The 22,732-nt window shown below is 43.2% G+C and carries 15 protein-coding genes and 3 pseudogenes; 8 read left to right on the top strand and 10 right to left on the bottom strand.

Annotation, left to right across the window (positions count from 1 at the left end):
- Positions 1 to 107 precede the first annotated feature (107 nt).
- Positions 108 to 536, top strand: a complete 429-nt coding sequence (locus NIES1031_RS11830; RefSeq protein WP_073549567.1) for a hypothetical protein — start codon at positions 108 to 110, stop codon at positions 534 to 536.
- Positions 537 to 723: 187 nt separating this feature from the next.
- A complete protein-coding gene (locus NIES1031_RS11825; RefSeq protein ID WP_073549566.1) occupies positions 724 to 2,325 on the top strand; it encodes a hypothetical protein in 1,602 nt (533 codons plus the stop codon).
- Here NIES1031_RS11825 and NIES1031_RS11820 read toward each other — a convergent pair.
- The 8 genes from NIES1031_RS11820 to NIES1031_RS11785 form a co-directional block, all read right to left on the bottom strand.
- Complete coding sequence (locus tag NIES1031_RS11820; protein WP_073549565.1) at positions 2,305 to 4,578, bottom strand: ATP-binding protein; 2,274 nt, start codon at positions 4,576 to 4,578, stop codon at positions 2,305 to 2,307. The two genes, NIES1031_RS11825 and NIES1031_RS11820, sit on opposite strands and share 21 nt — an antisense overlap.
- 75 nt (positions 4,579 to 4,653) lie before the next feature.
- The gene (locus tag NIES1031_RS11815; RefSeq protein ID WP_073549564.1) at positions 4,654 to 6,999 is read right to left on the bottom strand and encodes a glycoside hydrolase family 31 protein; all 2,346 of its coding nucleotides are present in this window, start codon (positions 6,997 to 6,999) and stop codon (positions 4,654 to 4,656) included.
- Positions 7,000 to 7,148: 149 nt separating this feature from the next.
- A complete protein-coding gene (locus NIES1031_RS11810; protein WP_073549563.1) occupies positions 7,149 to 8,543 on the bottom strand; it encodes a ferredoxin:protochlorophyllide reductase (ATP-dependent) subunit N in 1,395 nt (464 codons plus the stop codon).
- A gap of 97 nt (positions 8,544 to 8,640) precedes the next feature.
- Positions 8,641 to 9,186, bottom strand: a complete 546-nt coding sequence (locus tag NIES1031_RS24355; RefSeq protein WP_178378117.1) for a DUF5331 domain-containing protein — start codon at positions 9,184 to 9,186, stop codon at positions 8,641 to 8,643.
- Positions 9,187 to 9,453: 267 nt separating this feature from the next.
- Complete coding sequence (gene bchL / locus NIES1031_RS11800) at positions 9,454 to 10,320, bottom strand: ferredoxin:protochlorophyllide reductase (ATP-dependent) iron-sulfur ATP-binding protein (RefSeq protein ID WP_073549562.1); 867 nt, start codon at positions 10,318 to 10,320, stop codon at positions 9,454 to 9,456.
- Positions 10,321 to 10,869: 549 nt separating this feature from the next.
- Complete coding sequence (locus tag NIES1031_RS11795; protein WP_269086009.1) at positions 10,870 to 11,274, bottom strand: EAL domain-containing protein; 405 nt, start codon at positions 11,272 to 11,274, stop codon at positions 10,870 to 10,872.
- The gene (locus tag NIES1031_RS11790) at positions 11,270 to 11,611 is read right to left on the bottom strand and encodes a GAF domain-containing protein (protein ID WP_084544321.1); all 342 of its coding nucleotides are present in this window, start codon (positions 11,609 to 11,611) and stop codon (positions 11,270 to 11,272) included. Before NIES1031_RS11790 ends, NIES1031_RS11795 begins: the two co-directional genes overlap by 5 nt.
- Before the next feature lie 208 nt (positions 11,612 to 11,819).
- Positions 11,820 to 12,083 (bottom strand): TIGR02450 family Trp-rich protein, encoded by a 264-nt coding sequence (locus NIES1031_RS11785; RefSeq protein WP_073549607.1) that lies wholly within the window; start codon positions 12,081 to 12,083, stop codon positions 11,820 to 11,822.
- Positions 12,084 to 12,343: 260 nt separating this feature from the next.
- On the opposite strand from NIES1031_RS11785, the pseudogene NIES1031_RS23295 reads away from it, so the two are divergent.
- A pseudogene (locus NIES1031_RS23295) lies at positions 12,344 to 13,390 on the top strand (transposase); the annotation flags it as partial.
- A 284-nt stretch (positions 13,391 to 13,674) separates the two neighbouring features.
- Positions 13,675 to 14,094: pseudogene (locus NIES1031_RS11770) on the top strand (Clp protease N-terminal domain-containing protein); the annotation flags it as partial.
- 243 nt (positions 14,095 to 14,337) lie between these two features.
- On the opposite strand, the gene NIES1031_RS11765 reads toward NIES1031_RS11770, so the two are convergent.
- Positions 14,338 to 15,015 carry a hypothetical protein gene (locus NIES1031_RS11765; RefSeq protein ID WP_073549559.1) on the bottom strand — a complete coding sequence of 226 codons (678 nt, stop codon included), beginning with the start codon at positions 15,013 to 15,015 and terminating at the stop codon, positions 14,338 to 14,340.
- 1,004 nt (positions 15,016 to 16,019) lie between these two features.
- On the opposite strand from NIES1031_RS11765, the pseudogene NIES1031_RS23290 reads away from it, so the two are divergent.
- A pseudogene (locus NIES1031_RS23290) lies at positions 16,020 to 17,137 on the top strand (IS630 family transposase).
- A 397-nt stretch (positions 17,138 to 17,534) separates the two neighbouring features.
- Positions 17,535 to 20,153, top strand: a complete 2,619-nt coding sequence (gene clpB, locus NIES1031_RS11750) for an ATP-dependent chaperone ClpB (RefSeq protein ID WP_073549557.1) — start codon at positions 17,535 to 17,537, stop codon at positions 20,151 to 20,153.
- A 160-nt stretch (positions 20,154 to 20,313) separates the two neighbouring features.
- Here clpB and NIES1031_RS11745 read toward each other — a convergent pair whose 3' ends face one another.
- Positions 20,314 to 20,862 (bottom strand): SRPBCC family protein, encoded by a 549-nt coding sequence (locus NIES1031_RS11745; protein ID WP_073549556.1) that lies wholly within the window; start codon positions 20,860 to 20,862, stop codon positions 20,314 to 20,316.
- A gap of 374 nt (positions 20,863 to 21,236) precedes the next feature.
- Between NIES1031_RS11745 and NIES1031_RS11740 the strand changes: the two genes are divergently transcribed.
- Positions 21,237 to 21,422 (top strand): hypothetical protein, encoded by a 186-nt coding sequence (locus tag NIES1031_RS11740; protein WP_073549555.1) that lies wholly within the window; start codon positions 21,237 to 21,239, stop codon positions 21,420 to 21,422.
- A 224-nt stretch (positions 21,423 to 21,646) separates the two neighbouring features.
- The gene (locus tag NIES1031_RS11735) at positions 21,647 to 22,438 is read left to right on the top strand and encodes a ChaB family protein (protein WP_073549554.1); all 792 of its coding nucleotides are present in this window, start codon (positions 21,647 to 21,649) and stop codon (positions 22,436 to 22,438) included.
- Positions 22,439 to 22,732: the final 294 nt, after the last annotated feature.

Raw genomic sequence — 22,732 nt, 5'->3', positions numbered from 1 at the left:
TTACGATCAACATAACGTATGTATCGGCGCTCTTGCCCTGATGTTGCAAGATAGTTACAGTGTGAGAGTCAATACGCTCATTAAGTATAAATACGAACACTTGAATTATGGAACGCGGAATTTTGTGGTTAGCACTGCTAGCTGTCTTTATTTGGTTAGCGTGGCAAGGGAAAAAAGAATATCAAAAAGTAGAAAACTATCGCGTGTGGGCTGAACAATTTGAACGGGCTAAGTACGATATCTATGCAGTTTTGGGTCAAAAAGGAACAAATATAACCTGGGGAAAACCAACTCAAAAAGGGCTTGTTGAACTTGAAACTTTTTCATTAAAAGACGTTCAATTAATTCAACTATTAGTTGATAGCCAAGCTGTCGATGTCAATAACTTACCTCGTAAAGGTCGCGACGTTGTTTTAGAATTTCTCCTACCATCTACACGAGTACGTATTCCCTTTACAGAAATTCCCCTAGCCGCGGAGTGGGGCAAATTTTTACAACAAGAATTACAACGCTTGCAATTGGAGCCAGGCGACTAAAAAACTTGTCAATGTATTAAGTAAAGAGGTCAGAGGTCAGGCTCATTGTACAAACCGAGAATTTGAAAAAAGCACTTCTCTGCTACCTCATGATAATAACTTAAATTAAAACCGTACTAGTCCACGCAGGTGGAGTTTGTTCATTTAGCGTTGACTTTAGTCGCCAGCGCTTTGGAAATTTAATGCTATGAAGAAATTTGTCACCTTATTAAGTGTCGTCTGGCTATTAAATGCTTGTACGTCGCTTTCACAATCAGCTAATAATACTAACTCCTGTCCACAATCTAAAGCAGCGGTTCAAGTAGAGCCAAACCCACAAACAGGCTACTTTGAATATTCCAATTATCAGATTCGGAACATTGTTAAAGATAATAATACAATAAACTTTCAAACAACAAAATATGATTTTGTATTTTGTCGCAGCAACAACAGTTGGACTGTGAAAGCAGGGACTTTACCGAATGAATTTCAACCGCCATCAAAGTACTCAGAAGCTGTAAAAGAAATCATTAATCCATCATTCAAATCTATTACAGTTGATGGCAGAACCTATCAATATCGCGTACGACTAGAACCAAATTACTCTTTGAGTGAAGGCGATCGCTTATCGCGCCCAGAGGTATCACCAGAAAACGACAAAGTTGTATTTGAATTAATAACTCCTGACAGTCCGCAACCGCAGCAAAAAGTCCTATATACCCTCAAAGATTTACAAGTGTCTGCTGTACAAAACGGATTTTCCAGTGTTGGTACACAACTGGGTATTCCTCGAATAACGGCGGCGGTAACTGATGGACAACATATTTGGTGGGCGATCGCATTTGAGCAAGGCGAAGGGAACAATGGTATGGCTACAATTGTCAGCTACCAACCGCAAACTAATCAATTTACGTTATTTCAGCCCCAGGAAATTGCCTCACAACAAATTACCGATCTCGTCGTGACAGGCGATGAAAATGCGCCTATATTATGGCTAGGAACCAAGATCAGTGGAGAAGGAAATCCGAATATTCCAGCCTATGGGCTAGTTGCTTATCGCCCAAATTTAGCAAATCCTCGTTCAGGGAATCTCAACGCCTACACTGTCCACAATAGCCCGCTTGTGGGAGCAATTCCGACGCAACTTGAAGTCGAAGGCGACACGCTGTGGGTATACACAGGAAACGGTGTTTGTCAAGTGCAATGGCAAGCTGCTGAGAATCGCGATCGCTGGTCGTGTTGGCGATTTGCGTTGATGGCGAAGCTTCCTTCAGAAGTCCCAATTTATCGCGGCTTGCTCGAAAAAACTCCGGCGGCGACGCTATCAAATACTCAAGGTGAAATTGAAGTTTTGTGGTCGCATCCCCTCGATTATCAAACGCGTCAAAGTCGCTATGAAGTTCGCTATCAGCCAGGGTTCACGGTGACGCTAAATGAAGGGGCAAAACCTGCACAATTTCCCCAGTGGATTCCACCAGGAAAACCGGCGATTGATTGGGTTGGTTCTGAATGGCATTGGCAAGGCGATCGCTTTGTCCGCGCCTGGGATGAAGTGGCGCAAAATGAATTTGGCGGTGGTCCTAGTGGAATTGCATCTAATACGAATGTAGAACCAAATCGTCCTAGCAATTTTAACGCTATACGCGGCGATCTAGAACTACTCGCAATTTCTGAAAATACGACGACACTAAAGCATTACTCTGGTTGGGTAGAAACAGACGTACTCAACCCTTATTTAACCGTTGTGCCGCAAGCAACAGGGCAAACACAACTCCATCCTTTGACCAAATTAAGCACTTCTGCCAACTAATTTGGCAACCGAAGCAACGAGTTGTCCTGGTTCAATCGGTTTTGTGGCATGAAGTTGAAATCCTGCGGCTAAAGCGCGTTGCCGATCTTCGTCTCTAGCGTAGGCAGTTAATGCGATCGCCGGTATGTTTTTGCCGCACTCTGGTGCTAATGCCCTAACTTTTTGAATCAGACTATAGCCGTCTTCTTGCGGCATTCCAATATCGCTCACAAGGACATCTGGCGGTGATTGTTTGATCGCATCGAGTGCTGCGTCTACTGAAGCAACTTCTTGCACACGTGCACCATATTCTTCTAATACAGTTGTCACATAATCGCGAATATCCGCTTCATCATCAACAACAAGAACGCGCAATCCTGCAAGTGGGTTTGCCGTATCTATCAGCGAAGATGATTTATGATTAATGTTGTCATTGACTAATTCTTGATTCTGGATACACCGCGGCAATTCAACGATAAACGTAGCGCCTTTTCCTTCGCCAGGGCTAGCGGCGTAAACATGACCTTGATGCAGTTCGACTAATTGCCGAACGATCGCAAGTCCCAAACCTAAGCCGCCATTACCTCGGCTACTTATGTTATCAGCTTGACGAAATCGATCAAATACAAATGGTAAGAAATCGGCACTGATACCTTTTCCTGTATCGCTCAGTGTGATTTGAACAACTGCACCAACTTGTTGTGCTCGCACAGTAACACGTCCACCATGCGGCGTAAATTTAATCGCGTTCGATAATAGATTCCAAATCACCTGTTGCAACCGCGCAAAATCTCCGGTGACAAAAATAGATAAGGAAGGGATCTCATGAACTAATTCAATTGATTTTGTATCGGCTGCAAGTTGTACCGTCTCGATTGCAGCCGTAATCACCGATAAAATATCAACTGTACAAATATTAAGATGAATTTTGCCGCGAATGATCCGCGACATATCAAGTAAATCTTCGAGTAATTGTAATTGTGCCTGACCGTTGCGTTCGATCGTTTCTAAGGCGCGCTCCATTGTAGTCGCATCAAACTGACGAGTCCGCAGTAATCTTGCCCAGCCTAGCATTGCATTCAGCGGCGATCGCAACTCGTGCGAGACTATTGCTAAAAATTCATCCTTGCTGCGATTCGCACTTTCAGCTTCAGCGCGTGCGGTTTGTTCGCTAGCAAGAAGTTCCGCGCGTTCTTTTTCCGCTTGCTTGCGCAGACTAATATCCCGCACCACAACTTGCGCTGCTGGTTTCCCACGGTAAGTAAAGGGAAAAGCCGCGACTTCGACATCGACGACACTACCATCTAAGCGCACAAACTTTTCCTCAATGAATGGCGCAGACTTCCCCGCCTGAAGATCCTGCATTCGTTCTTGTGCAATCGGTTGACTTTCTGAGTGAATAATATTTAAAACTGGTTGACCAATTAATTGCTCTACGTTCTCAGCACCAAGTAGCTTTACTGCTGCACTGTTAGCAAAGACAAGCTTACCTTCACATTGGACAAACAGTGTATCTGGCATTAATTCCACCAGCTTACGATATTTCTCTTCACTTTCTCGTAAGACTTCTAAATTACGTTGGCGTTCGGCAAGAATTGCTTGATGTTCTGCACGCGTTTGCCGTTCTTGTTTGACTTTAGTGGCATAATTCCGAAAAAACTCGCTTAATCTTGGCTCCTCGGCTATTAAATAACCAAGGTTATCCAAGACGCGTTTATCTGCTTCATACGAAACCTCAGGATTAGCTTCCATCCACACATGACAAGTTTTCACATAGGCAACAAACGCAACTAAGTGTTGATAATTACTTGCTCCCAAAATTTGGCGTAACTGGGCGCGATAGTTTTCTGCGGCTTCGCCTTCTAAAAAGATAAATATGGCACAAACAAGTAAACTTTCTTCTAGTTCTGAATTTGCCGGAGGTAAAATATCTAACTGCGTATGTGCGGCGAGTCGCTTTAAGTGCGATTCAATTTCTTCTACCTTCGGTGGTGGCGTATCCAATAGCTGCAAGACTTCCTCAGCCTTCATCCCCAACGGGCGTAAAGTACAGCTATGACACACCATACAGTAAGGAACGGTACAGAAGCGCGACAGGTAAGCACTCAGCTTTTCCTTAAAGACCGCAGATAAAGGATTATGGATATAAGCAGTAAGGGTTTGCTGCCATAAATTTTCCAACACTTGAGAGTTATGCAGTGCTGGACTAAAGAATGGCGGAAAAAAACCAAATTTATCCTCGATCTCTGCCTTAATTTGCTCGCTCGTGCGCATTCTCGATTTGTTGTACAATTCTTAATTTTAAATAAATTTGTTAATTCGCATCAAAAGTTCTTTTAATGCATATTTCTACTGAGGTGCTAAATTAAAAACCAACTGCCGTGCTGTACCATCATCACTAAATCGTTGTTCGCCAACTCCCACAAGCTCAACAATAACTTCGCGCTTCGGGAATAACCAATTTCCCTCACGCTGATTAATGCTCACAACTACGCGATTTTCTTCAGTATTTACACTGATATTTGTAGTTGCATAGCCATTATCTTGATAAGCAAACGTCTGCCCATCGTCTTCATAAAACGTAAATTCACCGTCACCCTGCCAAATACGTAACGTTAGCGGATCGAGCGATCGCTCATCGACATACTGCATCACAGGTTGCATCGGAATAATCGCACCCGCCTTTACATAAAGCGGCATTTTTTCTAGTGGGGCGTGCGCGAGGATGTGCGTTGATCCAGTATAAGATTCCCCACTCCACCAGTCGTACCATGTGCCTGCGGGTAAGTAAACCGCACGATGCTCAACGCCAGGACGATAAATCGGTGCAGCCATGAGTGAGGAACCGAGTAACACTTGATCGTGCAGCGCATATGTATGCGGATCGTTCGGAAAATCGTACAGTAGGGGACGTAATATCGGTGTGCCTGTCGTTGCTGCTTCCCAAAACAGTGTATAAATGTACGGTAATAATTGGTAACGCAGATTAAGATATTCGCGGCAAATCTTTTCAGTGCGATCGCCAAACGACCAAGGTTCGTGTTGTGCGGTGGTCAGCGCCGAGTGTCCGCGCATAAAAGGATATAGTATTCCTACCTGCATCCACCGCGCAAATAATTCTGCTGTCGCATTACTCGCAAATCCACCGACATCGCACCCGACAAACGCAACCCCCGATAGCCCCATATTGCAAAGCATCGGTAGTGACATTTCAAGATGATCCCACAATGAATGATTATCACCCATCCACACCGACGACCACCGCTGAATTCCTGCATACCCTGATCGCGTCAACACAAACGATCGCTCATTTGATCGCAGTTTCTCCAAACCTTCCGCACAAGAGCGCGCCATCATTAATCCATATAAATTATGCGCCTCCGCGTGCGTCGCGCGATCGTCTCCTTGTGGTGCATCCAACGGAAACCAAATCTTATCACCTTCATCCCCAAACGGGCGATCGCTAATTGCAGGTTCGTTCATATCGTTCCAAATTCCTGCAACGCCAATATCAGTTAAACTTTTGTGTAATTCTCCCCACCACTGGCGCACATCAGCACGCATAAAATCAGGAAATACCGCTTTATCGGGCCATACATAGCCGTGAAATAGCTGTCCATCAGCTTTGCGTACAAAATAATTGCCTGCGACTCCTTGGTCGAAGACGTGATAATCTGCTTCTGGTTCATACTTCACGCCAGGGTCAATAATCGTCACAGTTTTAAAGCCAGCTTCTGCGAGTTCTTGAATTAACTTCGCTGGATGCGGAAATCGCTTAGGACTCCAGGTAAACACGCGATATCCCCGCATATAGTCAATATCAAGATGAATCACATCACATGGAATGCGGCGATCGCGAAATTCTTGGGCAAGTTCGCGGACGATTGTTTCCGATTCGTAACTCCAGCGACATTGATGATAACCCAAAGCCCATTTGGGTGGTAAAGCCATGCGCCCTGTTAGCTGCGTGTAGGTATCGAGAATCTTTGCAGGTGTTGGACCATAAATAATGTAGTAATCTAACTCACCCGCGTGCGTTTCCATGCGCCAGATTCCTGACTGTTCAACACCAATATCAAAGCGACTCCAAAACGTTGTATTAAAAAAGATGCCATAGCCAACTTCCGGACGTAAAGCAATAAAAAACGGAATTGCTTGATACATTTCGTCCGTCAATGAGCCGTAATCCAAAGCGTCTGTTGTCCAATTCGTTTTGACTTCACTGCGTTTATCTAATAAGCCTGTACGTTCGCCAAACCCGTAAAAATGCTCGTCAGCCGCAATTTGCTTCCAAGCCGCCGTTGTTCCCAAGCGCCAACCGATTCCTGGTGCAGCATCAACAGCAAAAGAACGATTCGCCGTATCAAAGCAAGCGATTTGACCGTTTTCTCGTTGGACAACGACGCGCAATTGTTCCGTTTGAATTTCTACGGTAGTATCAGTTTCCTGAATCTCAAATGATGGAACTTGCCATGCCGCATCCTCCTTTGCCACTGCCCACGATCGCCTTGGTGTAAACTTTCCTGTAGGCGTAACCCGCACGCGAATTAAGTTGGGTGCGAGGACATTAACCGTTAAACACGACTCGCCACAATCAAAGCGGACACAATGTTGTTCTTGAGAGATGTTTTGTACTGCGCTGAGTGTTTCCCAAGGCTGTTCATCGATCGGTAGTTGTCCAAAATATTGCGGCATAAAGCATAAGGCGTTTTTTTCATCGGCAGCCAGTGTATGCCACCGAGGCTAAGAATGACAAGCGCATTTAGGTAGAGTCTCTCGTAATTCTTTTCAACTATCAATGAATCAGCCCTGGGGGATGCAAGGGGACTTAATACGCTAACGAGTCAAACCTTCGCTTCTTCCTTCACAAGCTTCTCCCAACCCAAATCTTTCAAATTATTATTACGACGCAGCGGGCGAGTTACCAATTCTAGAATGTCACGCGCGTTAGTAAAGCCGTGAATTTGTGCAAAAGTAAACTCAACTGACCACTTAGTATTAATTCCTCGTGCTTCTAAAGGATTAGCGTGCGCCATCCCAGTAATGACTAAATCAGGATGAAGTTCTTTAATGCGTTGAATTTGATTGTAGTTATCTGGCTTTTCGACAATTCTAGGTAACGCTACGCCCATTTCTTGGCAAGTCTTCTCTAAGAAAGCCAATTCCGCAGCTTGGTAGCGCTTATCCATGTAAGGAATACCAATTTCTGGCACTGTCATTCCACAGCGAATTAAAAAGCGCGCTAGCGAAATTTCCAGCAAATTATCGCCCATAAAGAACACCGACTTGCCACGAATTAATTGAAGATAGTCTTCCAAGCTTGCCCAAATTTGAGCTTCGCGTTCTTCTAATCCTTGCGGCGTGACACCAAATACTGAGCAAATCTTTTCAATCCAAGCACGGCTACCATCAGGACCAATTGGAAAAGGCGCACCAATCAGTTTACACTTGCGTCGCCGCATCAGTGTTGTGGCTGTTCGACTCAAAAAGGGATTAACACCCGCAACGTAGTAACCTTCTTCTAAAACAGGTAATTCCGTATAGCGTTTTGCAGGTAGCCACCCAGAAACTCTTATTCCCTGCTTTTTGAGTTCCAACGTTAATTGCGTAACAACCGGATCGGGAAGCGAACCAAATAAAACGAGTGGTGGATGATTGACGTACTCAGCTTCTTCTTGCGCAACGTCTTCTTTTTTCTTGCCAAAGTTGAGTAGTTTTTGAATCGCGTTGCGATCGCTTTTCTCCGCTTCCGGTGCTTTATCTGGACAGCGTACCGCCATTGCGGCGAGTACTGTATCTTCTCCTTGGGTAAACGCATAATCTAAACCATTCGCCCGCGCTACCACAATTGGAATTCCTATTTCAGATTCCAGCTTTGGCGCTAAACCTTCCAAGTCCATTTTGATGATTTCGGTGGTGCAAGTACCAATCCAGACAATCACACTAGGATTGCGATCGCGCTTAATTTGCTCACACAACCGCTTTAATTCGTCATAGTCATTCAACTGCGCTGAAATATCACCTTCTTCTAACTCCGCCATCGCATAACGGGGTTCGGCAAAAATCATCACCCCCATCGCATTTTGTAAAAAGTAGCCGCAGGTTTTTGTCCCAATCACCAAAAAGAAACTATCTTCGATCTTCTGGTACAACCACGCCACACAGCTAATCGGACAAAAAGTATGATAATTTCCAGTTTCACACTCAAAATTTAAAGCTTCAGTTTGAGCAACGCTCATAAACTCTCCTCTTATTTTTCTAATATCGGCGCGCGAAAACAATGTGCTATTAGCAATCAGCTATTAACCATTGACTATTAACAATGTCGTCAAATTATTAAAAGTTAGGAAATAAACGCGAAATTACATCACCATTACTACGCTGATTACTTTCAGGCATTTCTTCTGGGCTAGATTCTTCATAATAAGGACTGATCGTCTCCTCATATGGCATATCGCTTAACTGTGTCAGCGTTTGAATAACTGTGACACTCTCTGTAACACCTGCATTTTGCGGTGGTATCATCTTCGCGATTTCTGCATCCGACAAAGGTACTTCTTGACTTGGTTCAGCTGCGGGCTGTTCGGTAACTGGTATTGGGTTATTTTCTAGCGCTAAATTAGGGTCAAAATTTAACTCTAAAACCTCAATTAAGCTATCCACGTCTGGATTCAGCTTAGAAAACGGCAGCATTAACTGCGCTATCTGCGGTTCTAGCGCATTAACAACACCTAGGATGAGGTAAGATGCTGGTCGTTTGCCACCATCAGGAGTTGCGATAGACGCCGCATCCATGTACAAGTTAAGCCAAGAACGATTTGCCTGAAAGAAACGTAACCACTTTTGTCTTAAAGATATTTTCAAATCTTCAAAAAAAGCCATGATCTCTTTTCCTCATCCTGAGAACTAGCTTGATGATAGCGACTAGAAAGTAACAGTTAGCTGCTTACGATACCACTTCACTAATAAATAATGTAAATTACCAACCGCACCACCCTCTGTCTACGTCAGTTCCTACAACGAAAATCCCAAGCACACAGTTGCTTCTACTAGGTAGTTCCAAAGTCCCCCACGGGGGAGCCACTGCGCCCTTGGAGGTGTCCTCCGTTGAAGCAAGTGGCGTGGATTTAGGGGGCTATCTCCAGAATCTTAAACCATCATTAAATCTAGTTCCTCTTCTTGACTCGTCACCGGTGGTTTCACGGGATTGAGATAGAAGTCAGAAAGCAACGAGAACAACTCGCGATCTGGTGCATCATTCGGAACAACTCCCTCTGGACGGGCCAAGATCTGATCCGCAATATTTAAGTAGTAGTCACAAACATACTCCAGCGACGAATCAAATTCTGCCATCTCAAACAAAGTTTTGCCCTTGACGCGCGAAACGCGAATATCTTCAATTAAAGGTAGAACTTCCAATACCGGCATTGGTACTGATTCTACGTATTTATCAATCAAATCGCGCTTTGCTGTGCGGTTGCCAATCAAACCAGCTAAACGCAGGGGGTGCGTGCGGGCTTTTTCGCGAACCGAAGCCGCAATTCGGTTAGCTGCAAATAAAGCGTCAAAGCCATTATCGGTAACAATCATGCAGTAATCCGCATAGTTGAGTGGTGCAGCAAATCCACCACAAACCACGTCGCCTAAAACGTCGAATAAAATCACATCGTACTCATCAAATGCGTTGAGTTCCTTGAGTAGCTTGACGGTTTCACCAACGACATAACCACCACAGCCTGCACCTGCGGGAGGTCCTCCCGCTTCTACACAGTCTACACCACCGTAGCCTTTGTAAATCACATCTTCAGGCCAAACATCCTCGTAATGGTAGTCTTTTTCCTGAAGTGTATCGATAATTGTGGGAATCAAAAACCCTGTAAGCGTAAAAGTACTGTCGTGCTTCGGATCGCAGCCGATTTGCAAAACCTTTTTGCCGCGTTTAGCCAGCGCGACCGATATATTACAGCTTGTTGTGGATTTACCGATGCCACCTTTTCCGTAGACCGCAAGTTTCACGTTGAGTTGGCTCCTATCGTTGTGTCAATTCTGTGAGCTAGAGAAGAAAATTTAACTAGCTTGTTTGATCGCATTATTGTCCAACTTACACGCAAAAGAAAGAGGTCTTAAGAGTAAATATAGATTTAATTCAGCTTAATGACAATTATTTGACATCTTATGGCTAAAGATGCCAAATAATGCTTGCTCAGCTTTTAAAAGTTTTATTGAATCAATTTTGAGTATTGATTTTTATAAAAAGAGTTACAAAATACAAATTAAGTATTTCTTACCATATATTAGAAGCCATCAGACGCATCATAAAAAAAGCATGTGTCAGCAAACGGACAGTTTAAGGTGACACTGAAGCGTGCAATCATTGCCAGGAGGCGCTACAGGTTCAAAATGCTATAGTGTGTTATGACTATCTAAACCAGGAAACTGCGTACTTCTGTTGAGAAAACCAGGCGCGAATATCAGTAAAAGGCGATCGCCCAAGCCTTAAGTTAAAAATAATAAATTTTTAGTCAAAAGCCAAAAATCAACCTTAATTACCGATTACCAAACGATTTAGTTTTGCAGATCGCGACACTGAGTTGCTGTAAACTCCAATTTCTGCGCAAAGATATTATAGTGTTGCTGACAAAATTGAACTACAGCATCCGCAGCTAAAGGTTTACTGAACAAGTAACCTTGCATTCCGTCGCATTTAACTGCATGTAAAAACTTCAACTGTTCGTGGGTTTCGACACCTTCCGCAATGACATTTAACTCCAACCCATGTCCGAGCGCGACGATTGATTTAATAATCGCTGCATCTTTTTGATCCGTTGTGATATCGTTAACAAACTCGCGCGCCACCTTGAGCGTATGTAGCGGAAAACGCCGAAGTGTCGCCAGCGACGAGTAACCAGTTCCAAAGTCATCCATCGCAATCGAAACGCCCATATTCTGTAACTCTTGAAGGACGCTAATTGTGAATTTGACATCGGGCTATCACATCTACAATGACACGTTGACGGGTTTTTACAAACATCTCGCGTGCTTGAGGTGGTATATCATCCGCAGGGAAATGTAGCCCTAGTAGCGAAGGAAGCCGCCTACCATGAATTGATTCTGCAATAACTTCACCACTGCCATCAGGATGAAATCGATAGATTTTAACTCGTTCTGTATTGAGAAACGCACGTACTTCCTCAACCGTCGTTGTCAAAATCTCTTGCAATTCTAAAGATTTGCGAATACGACTGGTAATGCGATTTAGTACTCCTTCGTGAGTGCAAACACGATGTTTGCGTTGCGATCGCTTCATAGATACAGCACCCTCTCTGTTAGGATAAACTCTTACCCTATTTTTAAGAAAAATTAAGTTTTACTTTATACAATATCAGTAGGCGACAAATAAAAGCAATCTGAAGCTTCTATCTGAGAGACATATATTAAAAATGTCAATATCCTAGTAATATTTTGTAACTTACAAAACTAACAATTCAAAACCGCAATATTACGTAGGTCATTACTCAATACTCTCCCGTCGCAAGTTCGTTAAGTTCAGCAAGATCTTTTAAGGATTGCCAGCCAGCTTGCCACTGCGAGCGGTCTTTGAGTAATTTAGCATTCAGCCAAAATCGTACATTAGGGTCACACGCTGCAACCATCTCCGCGAATAGCCACTTACCCTCATTTTTGCGATTAACTACCACAAAATGACGCCAGCCATCGACTTTTTGCTGTGCAGTCCACTTTGAGCCAACTAAATAAGGAAACTTCTGCTTTTTAGCCACTAGAGGAGGGGTGAGGGGTGAGGGGTGAGGAAAAAATAGTCGAAACCTTTCTTTTATTCTGATTCTGCACCATGTAGAAAATAGACTATTGCAACCAGAAATTCTAGGATACCTTATTGAACGGGAATACCCACGCCCAAATGCGTAAACACCGATCCCAGCACAAGTTGGGTTCTTCTCAGAACTTGCACCAAGTCTCAAAAGATGGGAGAAAAGGGCGTGAAACAGATTAAACGCAAGAACGATGTCAACCATCAAGAGCCCACGCCCAAGGGTTAGTTTACACTCTGCTGGGTTTGATGCCGAGTCACTACCAACGAGATAGCCTGCAAGCAATATTGGGTTTATTTCTACAAGCGCAGGGGCATCCTCTGCCGCAGCAGTGTCAAGCGAAATCTGCCAGCGCCTTGAGTCGGTTTCTCAACGTCTATCCTTGGTCAACTCGTGGTTTGATTCGGGAAAGTCGCCGAATTGTCATCCAGCAAAGCTTATCCCAGCCAAGAGTAGGGCGCAGACCGACACTACAGGTAATTATCGCTCTCACCACAATCGAAAAACGCGGTAAGTTTAGCGGACTCAATGGACTGGTACGAGTGTATCATGGCAAGCGCGGATTACACTTAGTGGTAGCGTATTTAGTCGTGGGGCAGTGGCGTGTTCCTTGGAGTTTTCGCGTCTACCGCGGCAAAAACACACCTTCACCTGCACAATTAGGATTAAAGCTAGTGCGCGGCTTACCCAAAGTACTCACTAAACACTTTCAAGTTTTAATTCTCGTTGATACTGCTTTTGGCAGCATCGAGTTTTTAACGGCAATTCGCAAACTAAAATTTCCTGCCATTGCTGGAGTCCGGTATGACCGTCAGCTACAAGATGGGCGCAGCTTGAGACAATTACACAAACGAGGACAATAGGTGCGACTAGTGGGGTTAAAGTTTCCCGTAACAATCTCTTGGTACTATCTCAAACGCGATCATGGCAAGCTAGAAAAACGATTTGTTTTGTCTACCAAGGCACTTAAGAGTCATACCATTACTTGGTGGGGGAAGCGTAGGTGGCAGATAGAAGGTTGGTTCAAGAGTGCCAAACATCGTTTTGGGTTACATCGTTTTGGTCAGGCAACTTTAAAAGGTATTTATCGTTGGTTAGTACTATCGCTGATTGCTTATTTGTTGGCACACTGGGCGTACTTGTCTACTGCTTCACCAGATTTACCGGATTGGGGAGCGGCAGCAAAACTAGCACTTGAGGTTTTCCTACCACAATTGGTTGTACTACTTCTGCTGCTAGAAGTCCAACGCTTACAACCATTAGCAAAATTACAGGGTTTTGAAATTCAAGTCATCAGGTGCAAGATCTGAAGTTCTTTCTACAATGACTTGTAGGGATAGCAGTTAGCCTTTTTTACAATTTACCACTCTGTGCTCTCTGCGTCTCTGTGATTGAGAACTCACACTAGTACTCAGAGGGAATTCAGAATATGCAACCAACAAATCCAAATCAGTTTACCGAAAAAGCCTGGGAAGCGATCGCCCACACGCCAGATATCGTTAAGGAAGACTTCTGTTTTTTAGATGATAGTGAATAAGCTATGTATGAACGTTTTACGGAAGAAGCTTGTAGGGTGATTATGCTAGCTGAGGAAGAGGCACGCCGTTTAGGGCGGACTTGGATTGGAACTGAGCACATACTCCTAGCCCTGATTGGACAGGGAAGTGGCACTACTACCGAAGTATTAAACCAACTAGGTGTAAACCTTACCGAAACTCGGATAGAGGTTGAAAAGATTACTGGCTTTAGTCCTGGAGTTACAATCGATGAAATTTTTGAATTTACACCAAAAGTCATGCGTGTTCTAGAGCTATCTGCTAAAGAAGCTTTGCAACTTGGATGCAACTTCATTAGTACTGAGCACCTGTTGCTAGCTCTCATCCAAGAAAAAGAAAGCGTAGCAGTTAGAGTACTTAAAAGCTTAGGAATAGAGCTTTCGCAAGTCCGAGATCAAGTCCTTCACAAAGTGAAAGGATAATTCTCTATAGATAAGATAGACGCATGAGCAATGGTTAGGGTTTTGTTACAAGAACTTGTAGTAAAGCAATAGGGTTATTTGTTTTAAATAGTGATAGCCAGAACTACCCGTTTATAAACTAAGTACTAGAAATACGTCCAAATAGCTTTCATTCAACCATTTGGACGTTATTACGTTGCAATTGAGAGGATGATATCGCTTACCTGACGCCAATATCCCAAGAAACTACTTGTCTGATATGATGCTACCATATGGTAATTTCTTGGCAGGCGGATTCGACAGTGCTGGCACCGCTTCTGGCATACCTGGCTCTGGCTTAATGAGCTTTGGCTCATCCGGCAAGCTTGAGTCATTAAGAACTTTGCGGAAGTATCCTCCTGTCAATGCTGTTGTTGTGAGAGTTGGTCTCCCAGCACGCAGATCAAAGACATAAGCAATATACTTAGCTTTAATCCGCTCCTTCAAAGTAGGCTGACTTTCATTAGAGAAAGAAGGCACAAAGTCGGTAGTGTCGAAGTCCCCTTTAACTACTACGAGCATCATTGGTGGTTCTTCACCAATAAAGTTAACCTCACCAAGACCTATAGAAGGAAACTCAGCAAATGTGATCGGACGGGTAAAAACGGTTTTAATTGCTCCACTTCGGACAGTGAATTCGGAGGAGTTGGCAAGAGTATAGTTTATTGCAGCTTGCTGAACCTCTTGTGGCGAAGCATTCGTTAATGAGCGTGCCTGAAACAGAGAACTGAATCTTTTAATCTTCTCAAGACGCTCTGGAGAAAAAGAATTGTTGGGTTGATCGGGTTGAGACTGAGTCAAAGCACGCTCCAAGAAAAGTGAGCCAGCTACTACTACACTAAGACCTGTTGATAGTAATGCAAAGATTGCTAAAAGCCTTTTCATGATTTTATTTAGCTAATTAACTTAAAGTAATATATTAGGGACCTGTGACAAACCACTCGTAGTACGGAGCACCTAAAGCTGGGCTAATAGTTACACTTGTATTATTCCTAATTCTCCGAGTGTAGGTGTAGCCTCGTATAGAGCTAGTACCTCCTAAGCGGTACTCATTTATACTTGCACTTGAGAGTCTTCCCACGTTGGTTCCAGTGTAATTAGCTTCACCACCTGCAGCCACAGTAGTCATTGGACGACTTAGCGAAAGAAATTTATTATAAATAGTATAAATTCCGCTAGTTAGCCTTATTTGAGCCGCCCAAGAGCCTGAGCCAGAATTAATTGAAAAGACTATCAGGTCTGAGATTGATACTGGTATCTATAAATCTTGAACTTCCAGTTGAAGTTCTCCAATTTGCGCTTGGATGCCAAGTACAAAATCGCCCAGAAAAGCAATCTTGAATCGGACCAACAGTCATATAAACACCCGTTGAGTTATCATCAAATACTCCGGTGTAACCTCGTACAAATTCACCGCTACCTAGAAGTTTGTTAGGCGTTAAAAGCCTCGCACGTGCTCCACTATATCCTACTGTTTGACCACTGGTTGCTCCTCTGCCATTGTAGTATACGGCGAAACTCTTAGTTGCAGAAATAAAAGTAGCTGACAGTAACGCAGTTAGTATTATGGAAGGTTTGTAGATTCGCTTAACTAGACTGGATGTAGTGAAAAGAGATTTACAAGACATATTACATTCTTCTCATGAGTCGTACAAGAAAGAAGCATGGGACTGTTGTAAACATTGCAGCATCGCTGAATTAAGGAACAATTGAAGTTGGAAGAGGAACAGTCCTATAACTTGTAACAAGATAGCAGCAAGCAAATCGATTTCCACAATAGTTTTTGCTGTTTCTTGTAACCATCGAGCCGAGTTCTAGTAGTCTACCAAAGTCATTTTGACAGGTATTGTTCTAAGTAAGAAGATAGTCTAAACAACACTTCTCACATTATGGCAATTAAATATACTGTTAACCTGACTCAAGAAGAACATCAACAATTAGTGGATTTAACTAAGAAAGGTAAAAATTCTGCTCGTGTGTTAAAACGAGCGCAAATTTTGCTGTTGGCAGACCAAGGTTATCAGGATGAAGTGATCGCCTCGATGTTAATGGTAGGAGAATCAACAGTTCACCGCACACGCCAAAGATATGTGGAAGAAGGAGTAGAACTAGCTTTAAGTGAACGTCCGCGTAAAGGAAGAGAGAAAAAACTGAATCCACAAGCAGAAGCTTTCTTAATTGCAACAGCCTGTAGCAATCCACCATCTGGGCGCGAGAGTTGGACAATGCAATTGTTAGCCGCTCAATTAGTTAGCCTTGAATTAATGGACAGGATCTCGGACGAAACAGTACGTACGACACTGAAAAAAACAAAATCAAACCTTGGCTGAAACAAGAATGGTGCATTGGACAAATCAATGCCGAATATATCTATCGAATGGAAGACTTACTCTACCTCTATGCTGAATCTTTTAACGTCTTTGAGCCAGTAGTTTGTTTTGATGAAAGACCCTATCAATTAATAGCTGATATCATAGAACCCTTGCCTTGTGAAGCAGACTAACCACCGCGAATCGATTACCAATACTCCCGTGAAGGATCGTGTAATTTATTTGTCTTTTATGCTCCACACTATGGCTGGCGACACATAGAAGTTACCAGCTCAAGAACAAAACAAGAGTTTGCTCATCAGATGAAAGATTTAGTAGATGTTTATTTCCCAAGAGCATCTAAGATTCGGGTAGTTTTAGACAACTTAAATATTCATACTCCTGTGGCTTTGTATGAAACATTCCCACCCCAAGAAGCTAGAAGAATTTTAGATTCTTTAGAGTTCCATTACACTCCTAAACATGGTAGCTGGTTGAACCAGGTAGAAATTGAAATTTCCGTTCTCTCCTGTCAATGTTTGGAGCGCCGTATTCCCGCTATTAAGGCTTTACTTCCAGAGATTCAAGCTTGGGAAAAACAACGTAATCAACAAAAAGCTAAAATTGATTGGCGTTTTGTTGCTCAAGATGCCAGAGTTAAATTTCAACGCTTGTATCCTTCCTTAGACCTGTCATAATTTTCTTGGCAGACTACTAGCAAAAAAGTACAATCTGGGTTCGGAAAAGTATGTCTCTGTCTTATATAAGTTTCAGTGATTCCGAGGTTCCCCTTGTTGATTACTTTGCTAACTTGGAATCTCAACTACTCTAGCTAACTTTGCTGCTGTAGTTTTTTTGCCATTATGATGAGGAGTAGGGAAAAAGTTGTCGAAACCTTTTATCCAGAAATTCTAGGATACCTTATTGAACGGGAATACCCACGCCCAAATGCGTGAACACCGATCCAACAATCTTTAGCTTCTTTCTACAATGACCTGTAGGGATAGCAGTTAGCCAAACTTCTATAATTAATCGCTCTGTGCTCTCTGCGTCTCTGTGGTTGAATCACACCAGCACTCAGAGGGAATTCAGAATATGCAACCAACAAATCCAAATCAGTTTACCGAAAAAGCCTGGGAAGCGATCGCCCACACGCCAGATATCGTTAAAGCAGCACAACAGCAGCAGATCGAAAGCGAACACCTCATGAAAGCGTTGCTCGAACAAGATGGCTTAGCAAGTAGTATCTTAACTAAAGCTGGAGTTAACGTACAAAAAGTCCGCGATCGCGCCGAACAATTTATTCAACGTCAACCGAAAGTTTCCGGTAGTGGAAGTTCTGTATATTTAGGACGTAGCTTAGATACACTCCTTGACCGCGCCGAAAACTATCGTAAAGAATTAGCTGACGAATATATTTCAATTGAACATTTATTATTAGCTTACGCTAACGACGATCGCTTCGGTAAAAGCCTGTTTCAAGAATTCGGGTTAGACGAAGCAAAACTCAGGGGTATCATTAAACAAGTTCGAGGAAGTCAGAGAGTGACTGACCAAAATCCAGAAGGTAAATACGAATCACTAGAAAAATACGGGCGCGACCTCACCGAAGCCGCGCGTCAAGGTAAACTTGACCCAGTGATTGGGCGCGATGATGAAATCCGCCGCACAATTCAAATTCTTTCCCGCCGTACTAAAAATAACCCTGTCTTAATTGGCGAACCTGGTGTCGGTAAAACGGCGATCGCTGAAGGACTCGCGCAACGAATTGTTGCAGGTGATGTTCCGCAGTCGCTCAAAGACCGTAAACTCATTGCCTTAGATATGGGTGCATTAATCGCGGGTGCAAAGTTTCGCGGTGAATTTGAGGAACGTCTCAAAGCAGTCCTCAAAGAAGTTACCGAATCGCAAGGCAAGATTATTCTCTTCATCGATGAGATTCACACCGTTGTCGGTGCGGGTGCAACTCAAGGCGCAATGGACGCAGGAAACTTGCTTAAACCAATGCTCGCACGCGGTGAGTTACGGTGTATCGGTGCAACAACATTAGATGAATATCGCAAATACATCGAAAAAGACGCAGCGTTAGAACGCCGTTTCCAACAAGTTTATGTCGATCAACCTTCAGTAGAAGACACAATTTCAATTCTACGTGGACTCAAAGAACGGTATGAAGTCCACCACGGGGTAAAAATTTCTGATAGTGCGGTAGTTGCAGCTGCAACATTATCAAGTCGTTATATTAGCGATCGTTTCCTACCCGATAAAGCGATTGACTTGGTAGACGAAGCCGCTGCGCGGTTGAAAATGGAAATTACCTCTAAACCCGAAGAACTTGATGAGATTGATCGCAAAATTCTCCAACTCGAAATGGAGAAACTATCGCTGCAAAAAGAAAGCGATCCTGCTTCGCGCGAAAGATTAGAAAGACTCGAAAAAGAACTTGCGGATCTCAAAGAACAACAACGCGCCCTGAATGCGCAATGGCAATCGGAAAAAGATATCATCAATCAAATTCAGGCAATTAAAGAAGAAATCGACCGCGTTAACGTCGAAATTCAGCAAGCTGAACGCGACTACGACCTCAACAAAGCTGCGGAGTTAAAGTATGGTAAGCTAACAGACTTACATCGTCAGCTAGAAGAAGCCGAAACAAAACTCTCGCAAACTCAAACGACAGGTCAATCGCTGTTGCGCGAAGAAGTCACCGAAGCGGATATTGCAGAAATTATCTCGAAGTGGACAGGAATTCCAATTAGCAAGTTGGTGGAATCGGAAAAAGAGAAGCTGTTGCATTTAGAAGATGAACTTCACCGGCGCGTGATTGGACAAAATGAAGCAGTCACAGCCGTTGCTGATGCGATTGCGCGATCGCGTGCAGGATTAGCCGATCCCAATCGTCCAACGGCAAGTTTTATCTTCCTAGGTCCTACAGGCGTTGGTAAAACTGAACTAGCTAAAGCCCTTGCAGCATATTTATTCGATACCGAAGAAGCCATGGTACGAATTGATATGTCGGAATACATGGAGAAACACGCGGTTTCGCGCTTAATCGGTGCGCCTCCAGGTTACGTAGGTTACGACGAAGGCGGTCAGTTAACCGAAGCAATTCGCCGTCGTCCTTATGCTGTGGTTCTCTTCGATGAAATCGAAAAAGCCCACCCTGACGTGTTCAACGTCATGCTGCAAATTCTCGATGATGGACGTGTTACCGATGCGCAAGGTCATACAGTAGACTTCAAGAACACGATCATTATCATGACGAGTAACATAGGTTCGCAGTATATCTTAGATATTGCTGGCGATGACTCGCGTTATGAAGAGATGCGCAGTCGGGTGATGGATGCTATGCGTAATAGTTTCCGTCCAGAGTTTCTTAACCGCATTGATGAAATTATCATCTTCCATGCGCTGCAAAAACAAGAACTACGCCACATTGTACAACTGCAAGTTCAAAGACTCGAAAAGCGGCTGGCAGAGCGTAAGATGTCGCTGAAACTCTCTAATGCAGCCCTTGACTTTTTAGCTGAAGTAGGCTATGATCCTGTGTTTGGTGCAAGACCGCTAAAACGGGCGATTCAGCGCGAGTTAGAAACTCAAATTGCTAAGTCGATCTTGCGCGGTGAATTCAACGACGGTGACACTATCTATGTTGATGTCGAAAACGAACGTCTAGCATTCAAGCGTTTACCCGTTGAATTACTCACAATGTAGCTTGGCAAATGAATTCACGGTTAAAACAACAAAATCCACTTCCGTGGACTTACTGTTTAAAATTTTACCATTAGTATGCTTTCGCATACTTTGTTTAGGAAGCCCCGACTTTAGTCGAAGGGCTGTAACGATAAAGGTGGGGCAAAACCCACCTTTGGTTTTATCTACCACAGATCATTCGCCGCATTTGCCGCATATTTTCTGGTAGTTCTAGATGCATTGCTTGTTGAATGAACACTGTCGGTATTGGAAGGTTAGGTGTCGCTTGTACTGCATACGTTAACATTGTACCAACACCGCAATCTTGTAATTGCAATTCCGCAGTAAAATCGTTAAACGTCCCTTGCTCTAAACGAAACTGAATTCGCTGCTGTAGAACTTCAATGACGTAGAGATAAACCTCAACTTGCGCGGTAAAAAGAAAGAAGGCTTTTTTCGCAACTTGATATAAACGCTTAGTTTCGCCACGCTGTAAAACTTCGCTTTTAATCACATCAGGAAAGTATTGTACCCAGCGGGGATAATCAGTAATTTGCTGCCAAACGCTGTCGCGCTTTAATGGTAAGTACATCGAAGCCGTTACCGCGCCACCCCATGCAGAATGCGATCGCGTTTTTACTAAAATTTCACCTTGCAAAAGTGCTGTTTGCTGAACTTGACTCCAGGAACACGAAGACTCGACTAAATTGGATACAGAAAGTGTATTCATCTGACTTCAGCTACTCCTCAACACCTAACACATAATCTAAGTAGTTATACTTAGTTGATTCTCGTTTACAGCAGTTGCTCATACTGCCCAATTTACCTACAGAAATATAAAGAAATAGTAAAGACAGTGTAAAGGTTCAGAGAAATTACAGCTATTTGACTTATCTATAAATTTCAACTCTAATAAATCACACATTTCTCAATTTAGACACCAAAGAAAATGTTATAAAATATACGAATAATTCAGTGATATCAAGTAAAAGCTAGCACAGTAGCTCATTTTCACGATCGCTGCGTAAAGATACAAACAGTGAATAAAATTAACTCACAACTCAAAACTAAAAATTTTAAAGTAAGTATATTTAAGAGGAAAAAGTGAGTCGAACTCGTCGCCATCGTAACATTCGCGCTACACAATTATTTATCATCTTCGCAGGAGTCACAGTTCTTGTTTGGGTTCTACGAGGCTTGGGACTTTTAACATTTCTTCCTGGGGGAATCCTTTGGATATTAATTCTATTATCGGTCATCACTGGAATTTGGAGCCGATTTCAAAGATAATATTGTTTATTAGAAGTGTTCAGCCAATACATAATCTTTTATTAGCTTTAACTCTCACAAGCACGATATTTCTTTTTAAAAGAAAAGAGGTAATTAATCTTTCTTGTATAGAATTTTAAATAGATGTAGCACAAGGCACAGCAGAAGAATCAATCTTATGGACGAAGATGTTGAATACAGTCACTGGTATCCTTCGTGATTAGTTAAAAACACAAGGGAAAAACATGACTGCAACTGATACAAGTGTGACGCAGCCTAATGCTACTGAGTTTCGCAGCGTTTCGGCAATTTTTAAAGACCGCGAACAAATTGATGGTGTCATTCGCCGCTTGCTTGACCGAGGAATTTCGCGTGATGATATCTCAGTCATCGGAAAAAACTTCCACTCGGAAACTAAAATTGCTGGTTTTATTACTAAAAAAGATGTCATCCTTGGTGGATTGAAACAAGGAGCGATTTTTGGCTCGCTCTTCGGCTCAGCGTTAGCTTTATTAACAGGAGTAGGTGTATTATTCGTACCGTTTATTGGTACTTTAGTCGCCGCCGGACCATTAGGCGCGGCTTTGTTGGGTGCTGCGAGTGGTGCGATCGCAGGTAGCGCGGGTGCGGGTTTAGTATCTGCATTAGTTACATTAGGGATGCCAGAAGAAAAAGCCGCCGTCTATCAAACTCGCATCGAAGCCGGTGACTTTTTGGTAGCGGTAGAAGTCCCCGCCGACAAAACAGGTGAAATTCAATTACTGCTTGAAAGCGCGGGTGGTGAAGAAACGCACGTTAATGAAAAAGCCTTACCCCGCAGACGCACAGGACAAATTGAAAGTGCAGCAGACTTGTCGCCAGAAGTGCGATCGCACCTTTCGGAAGACGCGCAGCGCGCATTTATTGCCAATTACAACAAAGCGTTATCAGAAACAGGTGACGAAGAAAAAGCCGAACATCACGCTTGGGATGCAGTTTGCGAACAATACGAGCAAGATGAACACGGCATTTGGTCAAAAGCAAAATCAAGTATCTAACAACTCTTACTTTGCTATTTAACTAAAAGCCTCTGAAATAAATCAGGGGCTTTAGGTGTTTTTGCATCATAGCAGGAGTCAGGAAATTGCCGCTCGTGTGAGTGTCTCAGTCAGACGATTTCTAGTACAACTGTCTGCTCACTGTCCGTTTGCAACTGAAATTGCATTGATTAGTCAACGCTTGAGCACTGCTTAAGGTTATTTGTTCTCAACGGTACACTCGTGAATCAAATTTCTCACGCCTTGTCGGACGCAGTATATTCGACATCAATTTGTACTGCCGTCAAATAGTTC

It is taken from the genome of Chroogloeocystis siderophila 5.2 s.c.1 (genome assembly GCF_001904655.1).
Lineage (GTDB): Bacteria > Cyanobacteriota > Cyanobacteriia > Cyanobacteriales > Chroococcidiopsidaceae > Chroogloeocystis > Chroogloeocystis siderophila.
Note: the sequence above shows the minus strand (reverse complement) of the source record. Positions and strands in the feature narration are given on the sequence as shown.

Coding starts and splice junctions, on each gene's coding strand:
- NIES1031_RS11830 (WP_073549567.1), top strand. CDS start 108: ATGGAACGCGGAATTTTGTGGTTAGCACTGCTAGCTGTCTTTATTTGG.
- NIES1031_RS11825 (WP_073549566.1), top strand. CDS start 724: ATGAAGAAATTTGTCACCTTATTAAGTGTCGTCTGGCTATTAAATGCT.
- NIES1031_RS11820 (WP_073549565.1), bottom strand. CDS start 4,578: ATGCGCACGAGCGAGCAAATTAAGGCAGAGATCGAGGATAAATTTGGT.
- NIES1031_RS11815 (WP_073549564.1), bottom strand. CDS start 6,999: ATGCCGCAATATTTTGGACAACTACCGATCGATGAACAGCCTTGGGAA.
- NIES1031_RS11810 (WP_073549563.1), bottom strand. CDS start 8,543: ATGAGCGTTGCTCAAACTGAAGCTTTAAATTTTGAGTGTGAAACTGGA.
- NIES1031_RS24355 (WP_178378117.1), bottom strand. CDS start 9,186: ATGGCTTTTTTTGAAGATTTGAAAATATCTTTAAGACAAAAGTGGTTA.
- NIES1031_RS11790 (WP_084544321.1), bottom strand. CDS start 11,611: ATGAAGCGATCGCAACGCAAACATCGTGTTTGCACTCACGAAGGAGTA.
- NIES1031_RS11765 (WP_073549559.1), bottom strand. CDS start 15,015: ATGAAAAGGCTTTTAGCAATCTTTGCATTACTATCAACAGGTCTTAGT.
- clpB (WP_073549557.1), top strand. CDS start 17,535: ATGCAACCAACAAATCCAAATCAGTTTACCGAAAAAGCCTGGGAAGCG.
- NIES1031_RS11745 (WP_073549556.1), bottom strand. CDS start 20,862: ATGAATACACTTTCTGTATCCAATTTAGTCGAGTCTTCGTGTTCCTGG.
- NIES1031_RS11735 (WP_073549554.1), top strand. CDS start 21,647: ATGACTGCAACTGATACAAGTGTGACGCAGCCTAATGCTACTGAGTTT.